The 20000-nt window shown below is 40.5% G+C and carries 21 protein-coding genes; 14 read left to right on the top strand and 7 right to left on the bottom strand.

The features are described from left to right. Nucleotides 1-24: 24 nt before the first annotated feature. The 12 genes from surE (at nucleotide 25) to AMET1_RS04965 (ending at nucleotide 11621) form a co-directional block, all read left to right on the top strand. The gene (gene surE / locus AMET1_RS05020) at nucleotides 25-807 is read left to right on the top strand and encodes a 5'/3'-nucleotidase SurE (protein WP_086637840.1); all 783 of its coding nucleotides are present in this window, start codon (nucleotides 25-27) and stop codon (nucleotides 805-807) included. A 212-nt stretch (nucleotides 808-1019) separates the two neighbouring features. Beyond that, complete coding sequence (gene rpiA, locus AMET1_RS05015) at nucleotides 1020-1724, top strand: ribose-5-phosphate isomerase RpiA (RefSeq protein ID WP_086637411.1); 705 nt, start codon at nucleotides 1020-1022, stop codon at nucleotides 1722-1724. Between the two features lie 115 nt (nucleotides 1725-1839). After that, a complete protein-coding gene (fbp, locus tag AMET1_RS05010; protein ID WP_086637410.1) occupies nucleotides 1840-2922 on the top strand; it encodes a fructose-1,6-bisphosphate aldolase/phosphatase in 1083 nt (360 codons plus the stop codon). 198 nt (nucleotides 2923-3120) lie between these two features. Next, the gene (locus AMET1_RS05005) at nucleotides 3121-4161 is read left to right on the top strand and encodes a M20 family metallopeptidase (RefSeq protein WP_161490778.1); all 1041 of its coding nucleotides are present in this window, start codon (nucleotides 3121-3123) and stop codon (nucleotides 4159-4161) included. 184 nt (nucleotides 4162-4345) lie between these two features. After that, a complete protein-coding gene (locus tag AMET1_RS05000) occupies nucleotides 4346-5428 on the top strand; it encodes a (Fe-S)-binding protein (protein WP_086637408.1) in 1083 nt (360 codons plus the stop codon). 286 nt (nucleotides 5429-5714) lie between these two features. Then, nucleotides 5715-6287, top strand: coding sequence for a hypothetical protein (locus tag AMET1_RS04995; protein WP_086637407.1), 573 nt, complete (start codon nucleotides 5715-5717; stop codon nucleotides 6285-6287). A gap of 47 nt (nucleotides 6288-6334) precedes the next feature. Beyond that, nucleotides 6335-7861 (top strand): methyl-coenzyme M reductase-associated protein Mmp3, encoded by a 1527-nt coding sequence (mmp3, locus tag AMET1_RS04990; RefSeq protein ID WP_086637406.1) that lies wholly within the window; start codon nucleotides 6335-6337, stop codon nucleotides 7859-7861. 1 nt (nucleotide 7862) lies between these two features. Further along, nucleotides 7863-8297 carry a methanogenesis marker protein 6 gene (locus AMET1_RS04985; RefSeq protein ID WP_161490777.1) on the top strand — a complete coding sequence of 145 codons (435 nt, stop codon included), beginning with the start codon at nucleotides 7863-7865 and terminating at the stop codon, nucleotides 8295-8297. Then, nucleotides 8297-8731 (top strand): methanogenesis marker 5 protein, encoded by a 435-nt coding sequence (locus AMET1_RS04980; protein ID WP_201721287.1) that lies wholly within the window; start codon nucleotides 8297-8299, stop codon nucleotides 8729-8731. The genes AMET1_RS04985 and AMET1_RS04980 overlap by 1 nt, the downstream gene beginning before the upstream one ends. Beyond that, nucleotides 8728-9954, top strand: coding sequence for a methanogenesis marker 15 protein (locus AMET1_RS04975; RefSeq protein WP_086637403.1), 1227 nt, complete (start codon nucleotides 8728-8730; stop codon nucleotides 9952-9954). The genes AMET1_RS04980 and AMET1_RS04975 overlap by 4 nt, the downstream gene beginning before the upstream one ends. A 180-nt stretch (nucleotides 9955-10134) precedes the next feature. Then, nucleotides 10135-11070, top strand: coding sequence for a 4-demethylwyosine synthase TYW1 (gene twy1, locus AMET1_RS04970; protein ID WP_086637402.1), 936 nt, complete (start codon nucleotides 10135-10137; stop codon nucleotides 11068-11070). Between the two features lie 5 nt (nucleotides 11071-11075). Next, nucleotides 11076-11621 (top strand): hypothetical protein, encoded by a 546-nt coding sequence (locus AMET1_RS04965; protein WP_086637401.1) that lies wholly within the window; start codon nucleotides 11076-11078, stop codon nucleotides 11619-11621. A gap of 191 nt (nucleotides 11622-11812) precedes the next feature. Here the strand turns inward: AMET1_RS04965 and AMET1_RS04960 are convergent, their stop codons facing one another. Beyond that, entirely contained in the window at nucleotides 11813-12670 is an 858-nt protein-coding gene (locus tag AMET1_RS04960) for an SPFH domain-containing protein (RefSeq protein ID WP_143406857.1), read from the bottom strand. A 142-nt stretch (nucleotides 12671-12812) separates the two neighbouring features. On the opposite strand from AMET1_RS04960, the gene AMET1_RS04955 reads away from it, so the two are divergent. Then, entirely contained in the window at nucleotides 12813-13145 is a 333-nt protein-coding gene (locus tag AMET1_RS04955) for a cupin domain-containing protein (RefSeq protein ID WP_086637399.1), read from the top strand. Nucleotides 13146-13605: 460 nt separating this feature from the next. Here the strand turns inward: AMET1_RS04955 and AMET1_RS04950 are convergent, their stop codons facing one another. The 3 genes from AMET1_RS04950 to AMET1_RS07810 all read right to left on the bottom strand — a co-directional run bounded on the left by AMET1_RS04950 (nucleotide 13606) and on the right by AMET1_RS07810 (nucleotide 16619). Continuing rightward, a complete protein-coding gene (locus AMET1_RS04950) occupies nucleotides 13606-14595 on the bottom strand; it encodes a transcription initiation factor IIB (protein WP_086637398.1) in 990 nt (329 codons plus the stop codon). A gap of 486 nt (nucleotides 14596-15081) precedes the next feature. Further along, the gene (locus AMET1_RS04945) at nucleotides 15082-16077 is read right to left on the bottom strand and encodes an MtaA/CmuA family methyltransferase (protein WP_236629455.1); all 996 of its coding nucleotides are present in this window, start codon (nucleotides 16075-16077) and stop codon (nucleotides 15082-15084) included. Between the two features lie 68 nt (nucleotides 16078-16145). Continuing rightward, complete coding sequence (locus AMET1_RS07810; protein ID WP_143406856.1) at nucleotides 16146-16619, bottom strand: hypothetical protein; 474 nt, start codon at nucleotides 16617-16619, stop codon at nucleotides 16146-16148. A gap of 606 nt (nucleotides 16620-17225) precedes the next feature. Between AMET1_RS07810 and AMET1_RS04935 the strand changes: the two genes are divergently transcribed. Beyond that, nucleotides 17226-17471: a hypothetical protein gene (locus tag AMET1_RS04935; protein ID WP_086637395.1), complete on the top strand. Its 246-nt coding sequence runs from the start codon at nucleotides 17226-17228 to the stop codon at nucleotides 17469-17471. Nucleotides 17472-17487: 16 nt separating this feature from the next. On the opposite strand, the gene AMET1_RS04930 is transcribed toward AMET1_RS04935, so the two are convergent. The 3 genes from AMET1_RS04930 to AMET1_RS07895 all read right to left on the bottom strand — a co-directional run. Continuing rightward, nucleotides 17488-17682 carry a hypothetical protein gene (locus AMET1_RS04930; RefSeq protein ID WP_086637394.1) on the bottom strand — a complete coding sequence of 65 codons (195 nt, stop codon included), beginning with the start codon at nucleotides 17680-17682 and terminating at the stop codon, nucleotides 17488-17490. A 54-nt stretch (nucleotides 17683-17736) separates the two neighbouring features. Beyond that, the gene (locus tag AMET1_RS04925) at nucleotides 17737-19194 is read right to left on the bottom strand and encodes a sodium:solute symporter family protein (protein ID WP_143406855.1); all 1458 of its coding nucleotides are present in this window, start codon (nucleotides 19192-19194) and stop codon (nucleotides 17737-17739) included. A 246-nt stretch (nucleotides 19195-19440) separates the two neighbouring features. Then, nucleotides 19441-20000 (bottom strand): hypothetical protein (locus tag AMET1_RS07895; protein ID WP_201721286.1); only part of this gene is annotated, 560 nt, incomplete at its 5' end.

Here is a 20000-nt window from a genome sequence, read left to right as displayed (position 1 = left end):
TTGTGGGTTGTATTTGTTTTTTGTATGAAAGTTTTGGTTACTAATGATGATGGTGTTTATTCGTCTGGTATTAGGGCTGTTGTTGATGGATTGCCTGATGGTTGGGATGTGACGGTTGTTGCTCCGTCTTCTCAGATGAGTGGTATTGGTAGGGCGATTTCTTTGTTTGAGCCTTTGAGGATTAATGAGTTGTCTGGTTTTGATGTTCCGACTTATAGTGTTGGGGGGACTCCGACGGATAGTGTTATTTTGGGTTTGCATCGTGTTTTGGATGAGTCTCCTGATTTGCTTGTTTCTGGAGTTAATTTGGGGGAGAATTTGAGTTCTGAGGCTGTTACTACATCTGGTACTGTAGGTGCTGCTTTGGAGGCTGCTACTCAGGGAGTGCCGGCTATCAGTGTTTCGGTTCAGCTTGTTGATGAGGGTTATAAATATCATGAAGGTGGTTTAGACCTTGATTTAGAGTTTCCGTCTAAGGTGATTGAAAAATTGGTGGGTGGGGTTGAAGAGAAGGGGTTTCCTGAGGGTGTTGATGTTTTAAATGTTAACATTCCATCTTCTGCAGGTAGAGATACTCCGATGAGAATCACCAAACTGGGCCGTAAGGTATTTGACACTTCTGTTGAGGAACGGCATGACCCTAGAGGTAAACAATACTACTGGATCGATGGTGGATATACTAAGAATGTGGAAAAAGGAACGGATGTTGACGTAGTGTTGAATAGAAAAGAAATTTCGATTACACCGGTAAGTTTGGAGATGACTAGCAACGTAGATCTAGAAGTCGATGATATAATTCCGGGATAACGCTATCCAAAACACACAACGTGAGTAATAAATATCGATACACAGAATATTGATACATAGTGAGTATGTTTCAGTTGGGTATTGGGTTTGAACAGAATTGGATTGGGTTGTGGGTTGTTTTTTGTTTTGTGGAGATAGTTTTTAATGGTTTTAGGTCTTTTTATAGTGTAGTGTTGTAGTGTTTTTGTTTTTTGTTTTGGAGTTGTTTTGTGATGTCTGTTAAGCGTGATGGTAGTGATGTTGGTAAGGAGGTTGTTGGTGAACGTGTGGTTGAGTTAGTTGAGTCTGGGATGGTTGTTGGTTTTGGTACGGGTTCGACTGTTGGTGTTTTTTTGAGGGAGTTGGCTGGTAGGGATGTTGATGTTGTTGGTGTTTGTACTTCTTTTGATACTGAGTTGTTGGCTCGTAGGCTTGGTTTTGATGTTAGGTCGTTGAGTTCTGTTGGTTCTGTTGATTTGGCTGTTGATGGTGCTGATCAGGTTGATTTTGATGGTAATTTGATTAAGGGTGGTGGGGCTGCTCATTTTAGGGAGAAGGTTGTTGCTTCTTTTAGTGATCGGTTTGTTTGTATTGTTGATGATACGAAGGTTGATTCTGAGTTGGATTTACCGGTGCCTATAGAGGTGGCTCCGTTTGCGTTGGAGAATGTGTTGGGTGAGATAGGTTGTTTGGGTGGTGAGGGGGTTTTGCGTAGTTGTGGTGAGAAGGATGGGCCGTTGGTTACGGATAACGGGAATTTTGTTGTTGATACGGATTTTGGTAGGATTCAGAAACCGGAGAGACTATCTAAAGAGATATCTTGTATAACTGGGGTTGTAGAGCATGGTTTGTTTCCGGGGATGGCGGATAGTGTTTTGGTTGGTAGTAGTGATGGTGTTAGGGAGCTTAGAGAGATTAAGGGAAATGAAGAGAGATAGTTTGTGTTGTTTGTGTTGGTTTTTTGTTGGTGGGGAAGATTATTAGATTAATAGGGTTTATTTTTCTGTAGCTTGTTTTGTTAATTGAATGATTAGTTAGTATAGGTGAATATGAATGGTTACTTTAAGTGTGATTAAGGCGGATATTGGTAGTTTACCAGGGCATGTTAGGGCTCCGAGTAAGTTGGTTGATCGTGTTAGGGGTGTTTTGGAGGATGGTAAGTCGGATGGTGTGTTGATTGATTATTATGTTGGTTGTTGTGGTGATGATATTGATTTGGTTATGAGTCATGACCATGGTGTTGATAGTGAGGAGGTTCATTCTCTTGCTTGGGATGCTTTTCAGGAAGGAACTGAGTTTGCTAAGGAGCTTGGTTTGTATGGTGCTGGCCAGGATTTGCTTTCCGATGCGTTTTCGGGTAATGTGAAGGGTTTGGGTCCCGGTTCTGCTGAGATGGAGTTTGATGAGCGTGAGAGCGAGCCTATCCTAGTGTTTTTGTGTGATAAAACCAGTCCAAGCGCGTTTAACTATCCTTTGTTTAAGATGTTTGCAGATCCGTTCAGCACGTCAGGACTTGTTTTAGACCCTAGTTTGCATGAAGGATTCGATTTTGAGATACTGGATTACTATGAAGGTGATACAGCTACATTGAGCTGTCCTGAAGAGATGTATGACATCCTTTCCTTACTAGGAATCGTATCCAAATACAGTATCGAATCGGTTTCTAAGAAAGATGGACGGCCTGCAGCAGTTGTAAGCACTGAAAAACTGAATTTAATGGCCGGAGAATACGTCGGTAAAGACGACCCAGTCGCAGTCGTAAGATGCCAATCCGGCTTCCCAGCCGTCGGAGAAGCACTAGAAGCCTTTTCATTCCCACACCTAGTCCCAGGATGGATGCGAGGATCACACAACGGCCCACTAATGCCAGTCAGCGAAGAAGACGCCACACCAACAAGATTCGACGGACCACCAAGAGTAGTCGCCCTAGGCTTCCAACTAAACAACGGCAAACTAGAAGGACCAAGAGACCTATTCGACGACCCATCATTCAACACAGCAAGAAAAAAAGCAAACGAAGCAGCCGAATACATGCGAAACCACGGCCCATTCCAACCACACCTACTAAGCGAAGACGAACTCGAATACACAACCGTCCCAAAAGTACTAGAAAAACTAGAAAACAGATTCAAATAACAAAAACAAACCAAACCAAACCAAACTAATCTAAACTAATCTAGTTGACTAGGTTTGTTGGGTTTAAGTTGGGGGTTGGCCTGGCTATAGCTGTGTTTGGCTGGGTTTTTTGGTTTGGTTTGGTGTTTAGTATTGTATCGTATTGTATTGTATTGTTGATTTGGATTGTGTTTTGTTGTATGGTTTTGGTGTTTATTTGTGTTGAGAACTGGAGAGATTATTGAGGATACTAAAGAGCTTGTGGGGATTCCTTCGTGGAGTGATGAGTCTGGGGCTTCTGAGTTTGTTGCTGATTTGGTTGGTGGTGAGATTGATGAGGTTGGTAATGTTTTTGCGAGTAAGGGTAGTGGGGGTCCTGAGGTAGCGTTTGTTTCGCATTTGGATACGGTTCCTCCGTCTGATGGTCTTGATGTGCGGGTGGAGGGTGGTCGTATTTATGGTCGTGGTAGTGCTGATATGAAGGGTACTTTGGTGTCGATGGCTAAGGCGTTTTTGGATGCTCAGCCGAGTTGTACTTTGACTTTTGCGTCTTTTGTTGGTGAGGAGACCGATGCTAGAGGGGTTAAGCATGCTGTTGAGAGTGGTTTTCAACCGGATTATGCGGTTATTGGTGAGGGAACTGTTGGTTATACGGAGAAGGGTGAGATAGATGTCTGTATAGCTCATAGAGGTAGGCGTGAGTATAAGGTTATAACTAGGGGCCGTCCTTCACATGCATCTCAACCTCATTATGGGGAGAACGCGATATATAGCATGATGGATGTTATAAAGAAGATACAGGAACATGAACATCCCGAGGAAGAGATATTTGGGGAAAAGGTGAAGGCAAGTAGTTGTGTTACTCAGATTGAAAGTAAAGGTGCGGCAAACGTCGTGCCAGATAGATGCCAGATAACTGTCGACGTACGTACAACACCCAACAACAAATTCGAACTAGACCTTGGAGACGAAACACAGATAACCTCAGACGTACCACCAATGGTAACAGAAGACGAGAAACTGATACAAAACATAGAAGAAAGCATCAACCGAGTAACTGGATACCAACCCAAACGAATTATAAAACCACAAACCACCGACAGCGGTTTCTTAAAAGAAAAAGGAGTCGAAACAATAGTTATCGGAGGCGCCGAATCCAAAGAACCACACAGCAACAACGAATCAGTATCCATCGACATACTAGCAGACCTATACGAAATATACAAACACTTCGCCAACAACTTCCCAAACCAAAACTAAACAAAACTAAACAAAACAAAACAAAAGATAAGATAGGACAACAAGCCATAACCGAGTAGTTATCTTATATTATGGTGTATATGTTGGGGGTTTGGTTTGGTGTTTGTGGGTTTTTTGGGGTAAATGATTTAGGTTGTTTGTGTGTAAATATTAGTTAGCGGTGTTAATTTGGAGTGTGGTTTAGATGGATGATTATAGAACTATTGTGTCTAGGTGTACTGATTGTGGTAATTGTGCTGATGTCTGCAGTATCTGTAGGGTAGTGGATGATTCTGTGTACAGTCCTCGTTCGAAGATTGAGTTGGTTGGTAAGTTGGAGGATGGTTTGTTTTTAGAGGAAGAGGAGCTTGACTCGTTATACTTGTGTACTATGTGTGGTTTGTGTGATGATGTCTGTCCTGAGGATATCCCTCTTTCAGATGTGATTAAGTATGAACGTGGTTTGGTTGCGGTTCGTGGTGAGGAGCCGGAGAAAACGCCGCATATAATCGATAATATACTTGAAGCGAAGAATCCAGGGGGATTTGACAACTCTAAACGGATGGATTGGGTGTCTGATGACCTGGAGTTTTCCGATGACGGTGAGATTGGGTATATGGCTGGTTGTTGGATATCGTTTAAATATCCTGAGATTGCTCAACAAACAGTTAAGGTGTTGAACAAGGCTGGAATAAAACCACAGTTGATCGAAGATGAGAAGTGTTGTGGTTTGTTTGTAACAGACAACGGTCATACAGCCGAACTAGAGTTATATGCAAAAGACTATACTATGGAGATAGAAAATCAGGGAATACAGACCTTGGTAGTTAGCTGTCCTGCTTGTTACGGCCAGATGAACGATATGTATCCACGGTTGTATCGAGAACCAGAGTTTGAAGTTAAGTTGAGTATGGAGGTATACAAAGACCTCATAGAAGAGGGAAAACTAGAGCTAGAGGAAACAGAAGGAGAGTTATCCATAAAAGACGGATGTCCAGTTTCCCACCTATTCAACATCCCAAGAGAGATAGTAGATGAAATGGGTTACTCAGTCAAAGAACTGTTCGAGGATGAAACAATCTGCTGTGGAGCACCAGCAGGGGTCAAACCTAACTACCCAGAGATATCAGAAAAAATAGGGAAGTTGGCGATCGATAAAGCAAAAGAAACCAGAGACGGAATGGTAACCTACTGTCCATTCTGCCAATACCACTACGAAGGAATCGAAGAAAGCAAAGACATACAGATGCAGGACCTAACAACACTACTACACAAAAAACTAAAATAAAAAAACCCAAAACCAAAAGAGATCAAGAAGGGGAAAACATTTTTTCCCCACAACTTTTTGTTTTTCGTTAGATTTTATGGAAAAGTGTTTTAGTGTTTCGGGTTTGATTTTGTTCTGTAGTTAGCTATAACTCCAAGATTAAATTAAAGTAAATATAATTAAATTAGATATGGCTTGGTTTGATTTGGTTTAGTAGATATATTGAATGATATGTTGGAGTTAATCTTGATTTAGTTAGGTAGGGTTGTGTTTGTTATGTTTGAGTGTGTTAATTTGGGTGTTTTTTATGGATGAAATTGTTGATAGGTTTAAGTCTGAGTTGAGTGCGATTGATGGTGTGGGTGTTGTTCGTGTTTTGAGTAGTGATGAGAAGGATAGGTTGTCTGAGATTGAGAAGGATGCTGAGGGTAGTGTGATTATGGGTCTTGGCCGTGGTGATAATCAGGGTATTAAGGAGGGTTTGGCTCGGGATTGTACTGTTGTTTTTTCAACTAGCGGTGAGTTTAGGTGGCCTAAAGGCTCTAATGTTGTTATTAAGCATATGGATGAGGTTATTGGTGAGGAGTTGGATGATGAGGATGAGATTCAGCGTTTAGAGGAGTCGGATCGGAATGTGTCGGTGTCTGGTACTTTTGTGTTGTATAAGGATAAGTTGAGTAAGTCTGCTTTGAAGGATGGTGAGGAGCCGGTTGTTTTGTTCCCTCCTAAGCGTTTTAAGCGGCTTGAAGGTGTTGATGGTTGTGTTAGTCCTGTGTTTGGTTCTCCTTGTCCGCCAGCCGATATATATTTGAAGGAGGTTTTAGGTATTGAGGATGATGAAGAGCAGGGGACCGCTATTGCTGGATTTGATTTTGAGTAGTTTTTTAGGTTTCTGTTGGTTTCGGTAATTGGTGGTGTTTGGTTTATATGAAGGTATTGGTCAACGGTAGAGAGAAGGAGGTTGATGAGGGAACAACGTTAGGGGAGGTTGTGGACCTACCTTTTGGTTGTTCTGCTGGTCTTGTTAGAGAGGTGGAGCGGGTTGTTCAGGAAAAGGAGAAGGAGTTTCGTGTTGAGACCGATGTTGGTAGTTTCACTGTTGAGTTGAATGATAGCCCGCTTGCCAGCCAGTTCCTTGAAAACATTGATAGGTTGTCTGGTTTAGGTGTTAGGTGGTCTTCGAAGAAGATAACTGCGTTGGGGCCTTTCAAATCGGATGTGGAGATAGATAAATCGGTCTATAGTTATAATGTTGGGGATGTTTTTTTTGGTGTTAGCGGGCTTGACAACGACAATACCTACCTGATGATCTGTAGGGAGGATCATACTAAGAGTTATGGAACTATGGAGGGCGGTGTTGTTGGTAGGATTAAGCGTGGTAAACACATGGTTGATCGTTTAGATGCTGGAGATCAGTTTAATGAAATCAGTCCCGTTGTCTCTGAAAGGGAGCGGTTTGATTCTTTCAACACAACCGATTTGGATACAGAGCTTGTTGATGGAATGCAGGTTTATAGTAAGGTTGTTGTTAAGTTGAGTGACAAGGCTCCACTTTCAGCCGAGTATTTCCTCCGCAACACCGAAGATGGTTTTTTAGAGATCGATGAAAACACAGATACCTACCTAAAAAGTGAAGGCCGTATACGCAACCTGCCCAAAGAAAACAATATACGGCGTGCCAGGGGAGTTGTTTCTGTGAGGAATGATGGGGATGGCTGTGGGAACATATATCTATACAAGAATAATCGGCCGTTGCATGCTCATCATAATGTGGTTGGTGTTGTTGAGAGTGGTATGCCGTTGCTCGATATAATCGATAGTGGATGCCGTATCCAGGTTGAGACGGTTCCAGGTAGGATGTTGTCGATTGGTTTGACACAGGGTGAGGCAGCCAACCTGTTCAGTGGCAATGGGATCCAGCATAAACGTATTGGAGATACCGGGGACCAAGCGGTTATAATTAGGCAGGAACCTAGGTTGACACTTGATTTGAAAGAGGAAGGGGTTGTTGAGACCTATGGAGTAGACCCGGACAACATCATGGAGGTCGAGTTCTACTACGATGAAGCCCCAAGAACATTAGATTACTTTAAAAGGGTTTCTAGATTGATTTCTGAAGATGTAGGTCAGTTAGAGGTTTACTTCGCATCACAGAAAATATCCAACGTAATGTTCCAGGGAGACCAAGACCTAGCGGGGAACCTAACACCTGAGAACACACCAACCGATAAAGTATTGAAAGGAGAGATCGGTATTACAAATATGTCCAAACCTAACAAAGGGATGATTGGAATACGGTTGGAAGACAGTGAGAGGTATGGACCTACCGGTGAGGGATTCAAGGCAACCAACATCGCTGGAAAAGTGGTTAAAGGCCTCGATAAACTACGTGAGTTAGGTGACGGAGACACACTATACATAAAAGAAACAAACAAAAATGATGGAGGAAGTTAAATTGACCACAACCAAAATGATTGTCTTGTCTCCAGATTCAAGCCTGACACCAAGTTATGTTTCAAAGGTACTGCACCAACTGGATCTATCATTAACAGTTAAAGAGACATGTTATGGAGTTAACCTAGAAGGCCAAGAAGAAGATGTCGAGAAAGCTGTTGAAGAGGCAATGAAGTTGGGTAGCGAAGACGAAATATACATAAAAACACGTGGATTCCCAGTAGCAGATCACCGTAGATGTAGGGCGACAGAAGGCTCTAGACCAGGTTTCTGCCAACTACAAAACGAATTCAAAACAATGTCCATGGTTAAATCACCCCCAATGGGTCCGGAGCCAGAGGTTGAGAAAGACATAGAAAAAGCCAAAGAAAAAAGAAAGAAAAAACTGGACCCAAAAGAACTAATCGAGATATTCGAAATAGATGAGGAAGAATGATGAAGGTCTTTGTAAACCCCCCAAACAGCCTGATCATGTCAAAGTTAATCGAGAAATTAGGACACGAACCACTAACCATGATGGAGAGAGTTGGAAAAAAAGTAAAAGACGAAGGAATCGACTCCCCACCACTCAACATAACCGAGATAGACGCAGAAGAAGGATTAAAATACGCATCAAGCGAAGTTCCAAGCGGAGTTAGAGGACGAATGGCATTAATCGGCCCAATGATAGACGAAGCCGACGCAGCAATAATAATAAGCGACGCAGACATGAAGTTCGGATGCGTAGGCTGCGCCAGATCAAACGAACTAATAAACTACCTCATCATAAACCGAGACATACCACTACTCAAAGTCAAATACCCAGAAACAAAAGAAGAAGGCCAACAAATGGCGAAAAAAGTAAAACAATTCCTGGAGGAACAAAAGTGATAGACATAGCACAACTCTCATGCGGACCAGAACACAGCGGAATACAAAAAGAAGTTAACAAAGCAGCAGAATCAGTAGGAGGCCACCTATTCCAACCCGACGTAGACATAGACGACATAGAACCAGCAGTAGACGAATTCGGATTCGAACCAGCATCACCAAACCTAAAACTATTGATAGCAAGAGCCAAAAACATCGCAGACGGTAAAATAGACGCCGACGCAGCAATCATACTAACCTGCTTCCGATGCGCAGAAGGCGCATTAGTCCGAAGCGAAGTTCGAAAATACCTACAAAAAAACACAGACATACCAGTCGTAACATACGCATTTACAGAAAAAACCGACGCAGGAGAACTACTAACACGAATGGAAGCCCTAGTAAGCATCGTAGAAAAAAAAGACCTACTATCCTGGGACAAACAAGTCGGAACAAGCGCAGGCATAGACAGCGGATCATCAACAACAAAATGCGTTATAATGCAAGACGACCAAATAATAGGCACCAGCTGGCACCCAACAAAAGAAGTCATACCAACAGCCCAAAAAGTATACCAAGAAGCCCTCGAAGACGCAGACCTAAAACAAAAAGACATCGAAAAACTCGGAGTCAGCGGATACGGCAGACACACAATGGCCAAAAAACTCAACGCAGACCTAATCCAAGAAGAACTAACAGCAGGAAGCAAAGGAGCAGCCTGGCTCGCCGACACAATGAAAGGCGGAGCAACAATACTCGACATCGGAGGAATGGACAACAAAGCAATCAACATACACGATGGAATCCCAGACAGCTTCACAATGGGAGGAATATGCGCCGGAGCAAGCGGAAGATTCCTAGAAATGACAGCAAGCCGAATCGGCGTAGACATCGAAAAACTCGGACCACTAAGCCTAAAAGGAAACCCACACGCAATCAACATGGACAGCTACTGCGCAATATTCGGAATACAAGACCTCGTAACAAGCCTATCAGAAGGCCACAACATAGAAGACGTAGCAGCAGCCGCATGCTACAGCGTCGCAGAACAAATATACCAAGAACAACTACAAGAACTAGAAATAAGAGAACCAATAATACAAGTCGGAGGAACAGCACTAATAGACGGCCTACCCAAAGCAGTAAGCGAAATACTCGGCGGAAAAGACGTAATCGTACCAGACCACCCACAATTCGGAGTCGTAGTAGGAGCCGCCCTACTAGCATCAGCAGTATGGAAATAAAAAAAACAAACACAAAAACAAACACAAAACCAAACTACATAAAAAAACAAAAACCAAAACACATAAGAAATAAAGAGTTAGGTTGTAACGGAAAGCTATAACCAATTAAACGGATGTGTGTATGGTTGGTGTGACAGGGTTCAGGATGTTGTTGGTTTTTTTGGTTTGTTGGAGGGTTTTATGAAGTTGGTTTCAGCTAGGGAGGAGTTGGAAAGTCAGGGATATAGGTTTGTAGGTAGGCATACGGCTGTTAAGTTATGTCATTGGTTGAGGGAGGGTTTGCAGGGTAACCCTGGTTGTTATAAACAGCGTTTTTATGGAATAGATAGCCATCGTTGTCTTCAGATGACTCCTACAGTGGTGCATTGTAACCAAAAATGTCTTTTTTGTTGGCGTTCCTATGAGAATTGGACTGAAACCAAACTAACGGAACACGACCCAGCAAAAAAGTTGTTAGGTGGAGTTATTAAAGCACAAAAACAATTGTTAACTGGTTTTGGAGGGAGTCCAGAAAAATATTCACAAAAACTGTTAGAGGAAGCTAGAAACCCAAAACACCTAGCGATCTCATTATCCGGAGAACCAACACTCTATCCAGAGATAAACCAGTTGATTGAAGAAGCACATAAAAAACAACTAACAACATTCCTGGTAACAAACGGCCAACAACCAGAAACAATAAAAAACCTAACACCACCCACCCAACTCTACATATCACTCGACGCACCAAACAAAAAAACATACAACCAACTATGCAGACCAACAAAAAAAAATGGATGGCAAAACCTACAGAAAACCCTCAAAACACTACCAAAACATAACGGCCGGACAGCAATAAGAATAACACTCGTAAACGGATACAACGACCAAAAACATAACCAGTACGCCGAGATACTTAGAGAAGCACAGCCCGACTACATAGAAATCAAAGCATATATGCATGTAGGGCAATCCAGAAAAAGACTAAACCGACAGAGAATGCCAACAAACCAACAGGTAAAAAAATTCTCAGAACAGATAGCAGACAAAACAGACTACACCTTAACAGACCACGTACCAGAAAGCCGAGTAACACTACTAACCAAAGACAAAACCCCCAAAATAAACAATAAGTGATAACCATGGAGCCACCTGAAATAAAATTCAAAACAGACACAGAAGCCATAATAGAAATGAACGAAACCGCCAAAATGATAATAGAAAACCCAGAAGAAGCAAAAGAAATAGAAGACATATTCACAGGCATAATATCACTAAAAATGTTCCTAAACCGAGAAGTCAAAACCCCAATAAAAACAAAAAACGGCCAGATGCTAGCAACAATACAAGCAGAAAAAAACCAAAACCACATCAAAACAAAACTACCATTCGAAAAAAACAAATGGCTAAAAGACATGGTCACAGCACAAAAACAACAAATCTACGAAATAGAAGCCTCAAGCACAGCAATAAAACAAATCAACAAAGCCGAAAAAAGACTAAAACAAAGCACAGACTTCCACTCACACGAAACAATACTACTAAGATTCAGCGACATCGACGAATTCAACAAACTCAGCCTACAACTCAAAGACAAAAACAACGTAAAAATAGAAGAAACAAAAACAATAAAAGACGAAATCATAGCCCAAATAGAAATCATACCCCCCACCATAAGATGGATCTAAAAAACCAAAACCACAAAAAACCAAACAACCCTAACTAAAAAATAAAGACCCAAAACTAAAAAATAAAGAAAAGATTTAGGTAGGTTGGCTTCTTTTTTTTAATATTGTTTGTTTTTATTGATTTTTTATATAAAGAGAGGTTGGTGGGAACCCTGTTTTAGGGTTCTCCGATATATGTTGGTTTGTTTGTGTTATTGTATGTCTTTTGCTAGGTCTTCTACGTTTACTGTTTTTAGTAGGCTTTTTAGGTCTATTTCGTCGACTAGGTCTTTTGATAGTCCTTCTTCCTCGTCGGAGGCCATCATGTCTTCTGAGATTAGGGATGTTGGTATTGTGACGATTGTTGCGTTTTCTACTGCTACTGAGTCGAGTGTTTGTAGTGTTCTGAGTCTGTATCCTTTTGTTCCTAGTAGTTCTGACGCGATTCTTGTTCTTACAGCTGCTTGTAGTTCTCCGTTTGCGTCGATTATCCTTGCTTTTCGGTCTCTTTCGGCTTCAGCACTTGCAGCCATCGCCCGCTCCATCTCATCCGGTATAGATACATCTTTTATTTCAACATCCATGATCTCTACACCGTATTCATCTGTTTTAGTGTCAAGCCGTTCCTTCATAACTTTAGCCATCTCCTCCCGTTCTTGAAGGATGGTGTCAAGATTTCGACTGCTGATCATGTCTCTAAGCATAGTTCTCGCATAATCAACGGTAACCCGTTCATAGTTGTCAACCTCCAACACCGATTGCTTTATCTGCTCCTTACCACGTCTAACACGTAAAAAGACTATCGCGTTAACCGACGTTGAAACATTATCCTTGGTCAAAACCTTCTGCGGACTTACATCAAAAGACCTGGTTCGATAATCAACCTTCTCAACCTTATGAACATAAGGAATTATAACATGCAAACCAGGCTCCAAAACCTCAATGAACTCACCGAACTTAAATTTAAGCGCCCGCTCATACTCCTTAATAATCACAATCGAATAAGCAGCGACAATCAAAAACAACGCCAAAGCAAAACCAACTAACGCAAACAACACAAGTAAATCCATAGTAAAAAAATATATATAAATACACAAAGATACAATTTTCCCCTCAAAACCACCCAAAAACCTCAAACCAAAAACAAACAACCCTAAAAAAAGTTGATTATATACATGATAGTAAGTATTCTATTTATTAGAAGTGAAATCTATGAAAAAAGAAGATATTGAATCCCTTTCAAAAAAAGTAATAAAACTCAAAGACCTTGTAGACTACCAAAAAGGCACCATCGTAAGCCGAACATTACTAGACAGAGATAGTGGCAGCCTAACCCTATTCGCAATCGACAAAAACCAAAACATAAGCGAACACACCGCACCCTACGACGCACTCGCAATAATCCTAGACGGAGAAGCAGAAATAACAATCTCAAACAAAAAACACAAACTAAAACAAGAAGAAACCATAATAATGCCAAAAAACGAACCACACAGCCTAAAAGGAACCAAAAAATTCAAAATGCTCCTAATAATGATGCAGTGAACTACCCCCCCTACCCGTTCATCCTAAAAGACTCACTCGTTAAGGATGGGGTCATACCCACGATTTTAGATAAAAAACCAAACAAAAAAACCAAAAACACAGAAAACCACTAGAAACAATAGAAACCAAATACCCCCAACTCTTCATTTAAATTTTTTTTAATTATAACTTGAAGCACTATAACAAAAAAACCAACAACATAAATTTTTTTTAACTTTTTTTTGTCTTTTTAATAGACTTTAACCTTGTTTATTAGATTTGTATGTACTTCGAATCGTATATTCAGCTAAAGTGTAGTAATTTTGGGGTATTGGTGGTTTTTTGTGTTTGTAGGTGTGGTATAGGTAATTGTGTAAAAAAATAAAAAAAATATAAAGTAAAATGAGAGAGGAAAATGAGGGAGGGGAGTGGAGAGGAGTTTTTGGGGGTTGATGTTTTTGTTTTTTTTGTGTTTTTTTGTTTAGTTGACGTTCATTTCTATGTTTAGTTCTTCGCAGAGTTCTTGGTATCTGTTTCGGACTGTTACTTCTGTTGTGCTTGCTGCGTTTGCTACTTTTTTTTGTGATCTTTTTTCGCCGCATTTTACGCTTGCGATGTATATTCCTGCTGCGGCTATGCTTGTTGGGTCTCGTCCGCTTGTTAGTTCTTTTTCTGATGCTTGTTTTAGGATTTCTTCTGCTTTGAATTGTACTTTGTTTGTTAGTCCGAGTTGGCTGCAGAATCTTGGGACGTATTCTTCTGGTTTTGCTGGTTGTAGCATTATTCCGAGTTCTGATGCGATGTATCGGTATGCTCGGCCTATTTCTTTTCTTGATACTCTTGCGCTGTCTGATATTTCGTCTAGTGTTCTTGGGATTTTGTTTTGTCTGCAGCTGATGTATAGTACGGATCCTACCATTGCTTCTATTGATCGGCCTTTTACGAGGCCTTTTTCTGCTATTTTTCTGTATATCATTGATGCGTCTTCGCTTACGCTTTTTGGTATGTTTAGTTGTGAGGCCATTCTGTTTAGTTCGCCTAGGGCGAGTGCTAGGTCTCTTTCTTTTGAGTCGCTGAATTTTGATTGTCTGTGCCATTTTCTTAGTCGGTAGAATTTGGTTTTTTTGTTGGAGCTGATTGAGTTTCCGTTGCTGTCTCGGGTTCCGGTTCCTATGTTTGTGGAGAGGCCTTTGTCGTGTGTCATTATGTCCATTGGGGCGCCTACTCTCATTTTTTTGTTTCTTTCTTCGCTGTCGAATGCTCTCCAGTCTGGGCCTGTGTCTATGAAGTCTCCATCGATTACGAGTCCACATTTCTCACATACTAGTTCGGCTCGTTCGTAATCTCTTATTAGTTTTATTCCGCCACATTCGGGGCATTTGTCGCTTTCTTCGTACTCCCCTATGTGGTCTCTTTCGCTTTTAACTTTTTTTTCTATTTCGTTTTGTGTTTTTCCAATTTCTGTTGACATATTATTACAACCATTAAACAATTTATTTTTTAACTGATTACCGTTAGAATGTGAATCGAATTGTTAATCGGCCTTTTTCTGCCTTTTTTCTGTTAGGTGGCCGTAACGAGTTTTGGTGACAATTTATTTAACTTAACTTGGATGTTTGGCTTTGTTTTCTCAGTTTGCTTGCAACCATGTTGTTGGTGGCCGCACTTAAATACTTTTCGGTTTTATCCCTCAATAACCACCGATAAGACTAGAAATAACTACCAAACAACTTCAAAAAAATACCCAACAACACAAAAACAACAATAAATATATAAAAAAACAAAACCAATCTAGTTTTTGCCGAAAAAACCAACAAAAAATACATCTAATACAGAAATTACCCAACAATTAACAACCCACATATATAACTGTTTTCATCAACACCACAAAAACAAATCCCAACTCAAAACCCCCTAAACCAAACAGACCCCAAAAAAACCAAGAGATTTAGTTTTTTTATTTTTTGTATGTTTTCGCTGTTTCTGTCATAGCTATTAGGTTCTCGATTGGTGTTTCTGGTGGCAACCCACAGCCTGAACATAGTATGTCACATCCTTCATCGATTGAACGCCTGCTTTCCCTAACCACCTTCTTTTGATCACCAAACAACAACGCATCCACCGGTGGGACATTTCCAAGAACCGCACACTCATCACCGACAACATCCTTCAAACCTCTTAGAGAGACAACCGAATCGACACTAACACCATCCGCACCAACCTCAACCATATCACTGAAAATCGGAGCAGTATCCCCACAAATATGCAAGATACTCCTATCCAAACCGGAAACCAACTCTTTTTGATACGGCAGTGCATACTCCCGATACATAGTTGGACTGATCAAATCAGTTGAAACACCAAGCACAACAACACAATCAGCTCCACACTCAACCAAATAACTTGCATACCGCTGACAAACATCAAGACAAACATCCAACAACTCAAAAACACCATCACACCCCTTATACACCTCCAACAAAAACTCCTCCATACCACGCACCTGACCAGCAACATAAAAAGGACCAGACAACGCAGCAAGAACAGGAACACGACCACCAACAATATCCTTAGCAAAACCTACAGCCTCACCAACAACCGACATACGACCCCCAACACCAACCTCCAAACCACCAACCCCCTCCAAACCCGAAATAGCATTCTCAACAATAACAGGCTGCCCAAAACCACATGGATAACGCAACCTACAACCCAAAAACTCACAAACAACATTCATATCAAAAGGAAACCTAACACTCTCAACACCACCAAAACGAAACCCAGCCATACCCAAAACACTCATACTCCAACCCTCCCTCAAAGCACCAGGCCAAAAACAACCACACAACCTCATCAAATCCACCGTACCAGTCTGCAAAGGCATAACACAAGGAACACGATCAACACCAACCAAATCAAGCGCCCTAAAAAAACGCTCCCTACAACCATACATAGACAACAAAATCACCATAATGAAGTTAAAAAAACAATACTACATAAAACTAATCAAAAACCAAAAAATCAAACCAACAACCCTTTCTTCACATCATTCATATCTGGATGGTTTAAATGCGTCAAAGCCTTCTCGCTAAGTTCATCGATTGATTCGGCTTCAGCAACCTCTCTCCGGATCTCCTGCCATTTAGTATGCCTAACAAAAATCCGAACCGGAACTTCATCAAGACTTAGCAACTTAACCATAGATACTCGATGACGTCCATCATCAAAAATAAACTCACCATCACGCCCAATATCAACCAAAATCTCTTGTTTTTCTGGAATAATCCTAAAACCATCATTCAAAGGATAACGCTTACCTGTATTTTTATTTCCATGCAACTCCTTCTGAGTTTTATATCCATTTTCTTTTATCTCAACGAAAAGCCTATCCAACATATCCAACCTATTTAAAAACTTCTCCCTACTACCATACCTAGAACTTGAATTCGGAGAATTTTCAACTTTTTCTAATCCGTGTGTATAGAATTCAGTCACGTTCCAAGGCTCTTCGTTTATATAGTGTTCTTTAAAAGACTGGTATAAAAAATATTTATTAAAAAGAGCAAGTTTTCTATTGTTTTTTGAGGTAGTTTCTTTAATCTGTTGGGGGGGGGCGTTGGTTTTGTTAACATCCCAACTGCCTGGTAGGATGTAAGAGTATTTTTTTGAATAATATTCCTGAAAACTTGGTATCACCATGTATTTAATTTTTTTAGGATTTATATAGATTATTTTGTATGGATTTGGTAAAGAATTTGTTTTTCTGTATTTAAGCCAGTTGATATAGTAGTTTTTAATTGAACGGCAATTCTTAAGACTACAATTTGATTTTATGTATCTATAAATAGATTTAGTAACTCCCAATATTCCTTTTTGTCGCTTTATCTCTTTTATTCTCTGTATTTTTCTTTTATTCTGTCTCTTAATTTCACTGATATTCATTGTTACAATACTTAATGAAACTTGATTTTTTAAATTCTTTATTGAGATTGTTTTTTGCGATTATAAAGAAACCTTATTTTTAAAGATATTGTTATTTTTTGATTAGATTTAAGTGTAGGCACCTAAGAGTTAAATGGGTCTGAATTAAATTGATTTTCAATGAATCTTGATCAGAAAGCTGTTTTGGCTGGAGTTGTTTTTGGTTTAGGGTTGTTGGGTGGAGTTATAGCTAGCGCTACCTATTATTTAGGTAACCAAATATCTGAATGGATTCCTTGGGCAGATCTTCCTGGTATTTTGGTTCAGATTGCTGGGTCTTCAATCTTCCATTTGGTTGCTGTTGGTTTTGTATCGAGTTTGTCGGTTTTGTTAATTTTGTATGTTCATGCGGTATATACCAGTTGATCTATCATTGAGGTTTTTATTTTTTGAGTTTTCCTTTTATTTCTCCGCATTCTATGCAGATGTATAGGGTGATGCGGTTGTATTTTTCCATGATTTCTTTCGATACCCTTTTTTCTTTGAATCCGATGAATGGTGTCGCTATCGATGGTATTGAGTTAGGTAGTTGTTTTCTGATTACTTTCATTCTTCCTTCACATTCAGGACATTTCAATTAATAAACCTCCAAAATAAATTTCGGGTTATTTGGTTTTGTTTTTGATTTTGGTTAGAATCCATTTTTCTTCATCTCTTTTTGTATTTCATTTATGAATTGTTCTCCATCTCCGTTGTTTTCTGTGGTTAGTGTGATTGTTATGTATATGATGGTTGCTGTTATTAATCCCCATATTGCTGGCCACCAACCTAATGGTTCTAGGTTGAGTATGTATAGGGTTATTACTATGATTGCGGGTATTGTCATGCTTGTTGTTGCTGCTTTGGTGGTTGGTTTTTTCCAGAAGAATGCTCCGATTATGGTTGGTGCCATCACCAATAGTCCTGCTGATGCGGCGCTTGCTAGGACTGCTATGAGGTCGAGTCGCATGCTTGCGAATATGATGCATGCGAGGACTAGTGTTAGTATTATTCCTTTGTTTAGTAGGATTTCTTTTTGGCTGGGTATGTCTTGTTTTTGGGTTATGAGGTCTCTTCCTCCGATTGAGCTTAGTGTGAGTAGGACGGAGCCGAGTGTTGATACTGAGGCTGCGAAGATACCTAGGAAGACAATTATTCCTAGTGTTTCTGGGACCATGGTTAGTAGTACTGGCATTGCGTTGTCGGGGTCGGTTAATCCTGGTATTAGGTTGGCTGCTGAAAGACCTAATAAGGTGGATATTATTGTGTATATGAATCCGAACAATGCGAAATAGATAACCATTTTTTTGAGGCTACCTACATCTCTTGAGACGAACATTCTTTGTGAGACTTGTGGGTTTGTCAAGGCGAAGAACGCCCACGGTAATGTTAACCCTATAAACATGTTGAAGTCCCAGGTTATCCCTAACAACTCGGGGTTCTCCACTGTTATTGTGTTTACAAATTGACCTGGAGATCCAAAGAAAACATAAAATATGTACACCAGTAATATGAGTGCTGAGACGATCATTACAATCGCTTGTACGGCGTCGGTGAGTGCTACGGAGCGCATTCCAGCCCAAACTGTCACTGCGATACTTAATACCGCCACGATGTAGACGCCGTGCATATAGGGGATTGCGCCTCCAGTCATCCCCTCTAACAGGAAACCTACACCCATCATCTGTATAGCCATATACGGAATCAACATAACCAGACAGATAACCGCAGAAACAACACCAGCAGTATATCCATACCTCTCAGACAACAACTCAGGCGGCGTGATAACCCCATAAACACGGCTCGCACTCCAAAACCTAGGAGCAAAAACAATCAACAACAATATAGTGAACACGATGTAAGTCATCTCAAAACCGAGAGCGGCAACACCTCCAGAGTATGTAAGGCCAACCAACCCAACCATCATGAAAGAACTAAAGGTGGTTGCACTATACGTCATAGCAGATACAAAACCACCTAGGTCGCGTCCAGCCAACACAAACTCATCAACACCACTACCCAACCCCTTACGACTATACTCAGAAAGAACAACGATAACAACAACCCAGAAAGCCATCGCTAGATAGAGGTAGGCAGGCTCCAAACTCAATCACCCCACCGACGAACCACCAAAAACCCAAGCAAGATAAAAACCGCTGTAATCAACGTCCAATAAAGATAGGAGCCCAAGAAACTCTCTACCTCAACTAAAAACAGGTAGGGGACAACGGTAGTTAACACGCCTACTAAAACCAAAACCAACGCTCCCAACAAAAAACCAGACAACCAAGACAAACCTAAACCCCCCATCTGTTCACCTCACTATACCTTATAACTCTTAAAATGTCTTTTGAACTTAATTTTCTTTATAAATCAATTTTTCTTCTAGGTAATAATCGATTGTTTCTTTGATTTTACTTTCCAAACTAGATTTCTTTTCCATGAGTTCTTGGTGTTCTTTCTGTTTTTTTTCTAGAGACCGCTGTTTCTTCCTTAACCTACTTTCTTTCTTTTTTAACTGCCGCTCCAACCTATTTTTCTCGTCTTTCTGAGGCTTTAAACTTTCTTGAATCTTCTTCTCCAACTCTTTGATCTCTTTTTTTGTTTCTTTGTATCTACTGACCTTATCCTCGATCTCCTGTTGTTTGTCCTGGATTTTATGCACCCTATTTATTTTTTTGTTGTCAACATCGATTTCACCGGAACTATCTAGATCAATTATCTCTTCTACAAGACTATTCAGCCGGTCAGGGTCTTTTAAAGCAATTTTATATGGTTCATCTGAATACTCAACTTCCCGGCCGGTAGTGTAGGTATACTTACGTAACACACGCTTCAAAACACCTAAAAGAGAAACAAGCTCGTTCTCAAGGCCACCAAGTTCATCCCTCTTATCTCTAAGCTGTTTTTTTAATT

The organism is Methanonatronarchaeum thermophilum (assembly GCF_002153915.1).
In the GTDB taxonomy this organism is placed as follows: domain Archaea; phylum Halobacteriota; class Methanonatronarchaeia; order Methanonatronarchaeales; family Methanonatronarchaeaceae; genus Methanonatronarchaeum; species Methanonatronarchaeum thermophilum.
This window is presented reverse-complemented; position numbering and strand designations above follow the sequence as displayed.

Bases quoted from the DNA above. Each gene is read 5' to 3' on its own strand.
- AMET1_RS05000 (WP_086637408.1), top strand. From the start codon at position 4,346: ATGGATGATTATAGAACTATTGTGTCTAGGTGTACTGATTGTGGTAAT.
- AMET1_RS04950 (WP_086637398.1), bottom strand. From the start codon at position 14,595: ATGTCAACAGAAATTGGAAAAACACAAAACGAAATAGAAAAAAAAGTT.
- twy1 (WP_086637402.1), top strand. From the start codon at position 10,135: ATGAAGTTGGTTTCAGCTAGGGAGGAGTTGGAAAGTCAGGGATATAGG.
- AMET1_RS04935 (WP_086637395.1), top strand. From the start codon at position 17,226: ATGAATCTTGATCAGAAAGCTGTTTTGGCTGGAGTTGTTTTTGGTTTA.
- AMET1_RS04955 (WP_086637399.1), top strand. From the start codon at position 12,813: ATGAAAAAAGAAGATATTGAATCCCTTTCAAAAAAAGTAATAAAACTC.
- AMET1_RS04965 (WP_086637401.1), top strand. From the start codon at position 11,076: ATGGAGCCACCTGAAATAAAATTCAAAACAGACACAGAAGCCATAATA.
- AMET1_RS04945 (WP_236629455.1), bottom strand. From the start codon at position 16,077: ATGTATGGTTGTAGGGAGCGTTTTTTTAGGGCGCTTGATTTGGTTGGT.
- rpiA (WP_086637411.1), top strand. From the start codon at position 1,020: ATGTCTGTTAAGCGTGATGGTAGTGATGTTGGTAAGGAGGTTGTTGGT.
- AMET1_RS04995 (WP_086637407.1), top strand. From the start codon at position 5,715: ATGGATGAAATTGTTGATAGGTTTAAGTCTGAGTTGAGTGCGATTGAT.
- AMET1_RS04960 (WP_143406857.1), bottom strand. From the start codon at position 12,670: ATGGATTTACTTGTGTTGTTTGCGTTAGTTGGTTTTGCTTTGGCGTTG.
- AMET1_RS04980 (WP_201721287.1), top strand. From the start codon at position 8,297: ATGAAGGTCTTTGTAAACCCCCCAAACAGCCTGATCATGTCAAAGTTA.
- surE (WP_086637840.1), top strand. From the start codon at position 25: ATGAAAGTTTTGGTTACTAATGATGATGGTGTTTATTCGTCTGGTATT.
- fbp (WP_086637410.1), top strand. From the start codon at position 1,840: ATGGTTACTTTAAGTGTGATTAAGGCGGATATTGGTAGTTTACCAGGG.
- mmp3 (WP_086637406.1), top strand. From the start codon at position 6,335: ATGAAGGTATTGGTCAACGGTAGAGAGAAGGAGGTTGATGAGGGAACA.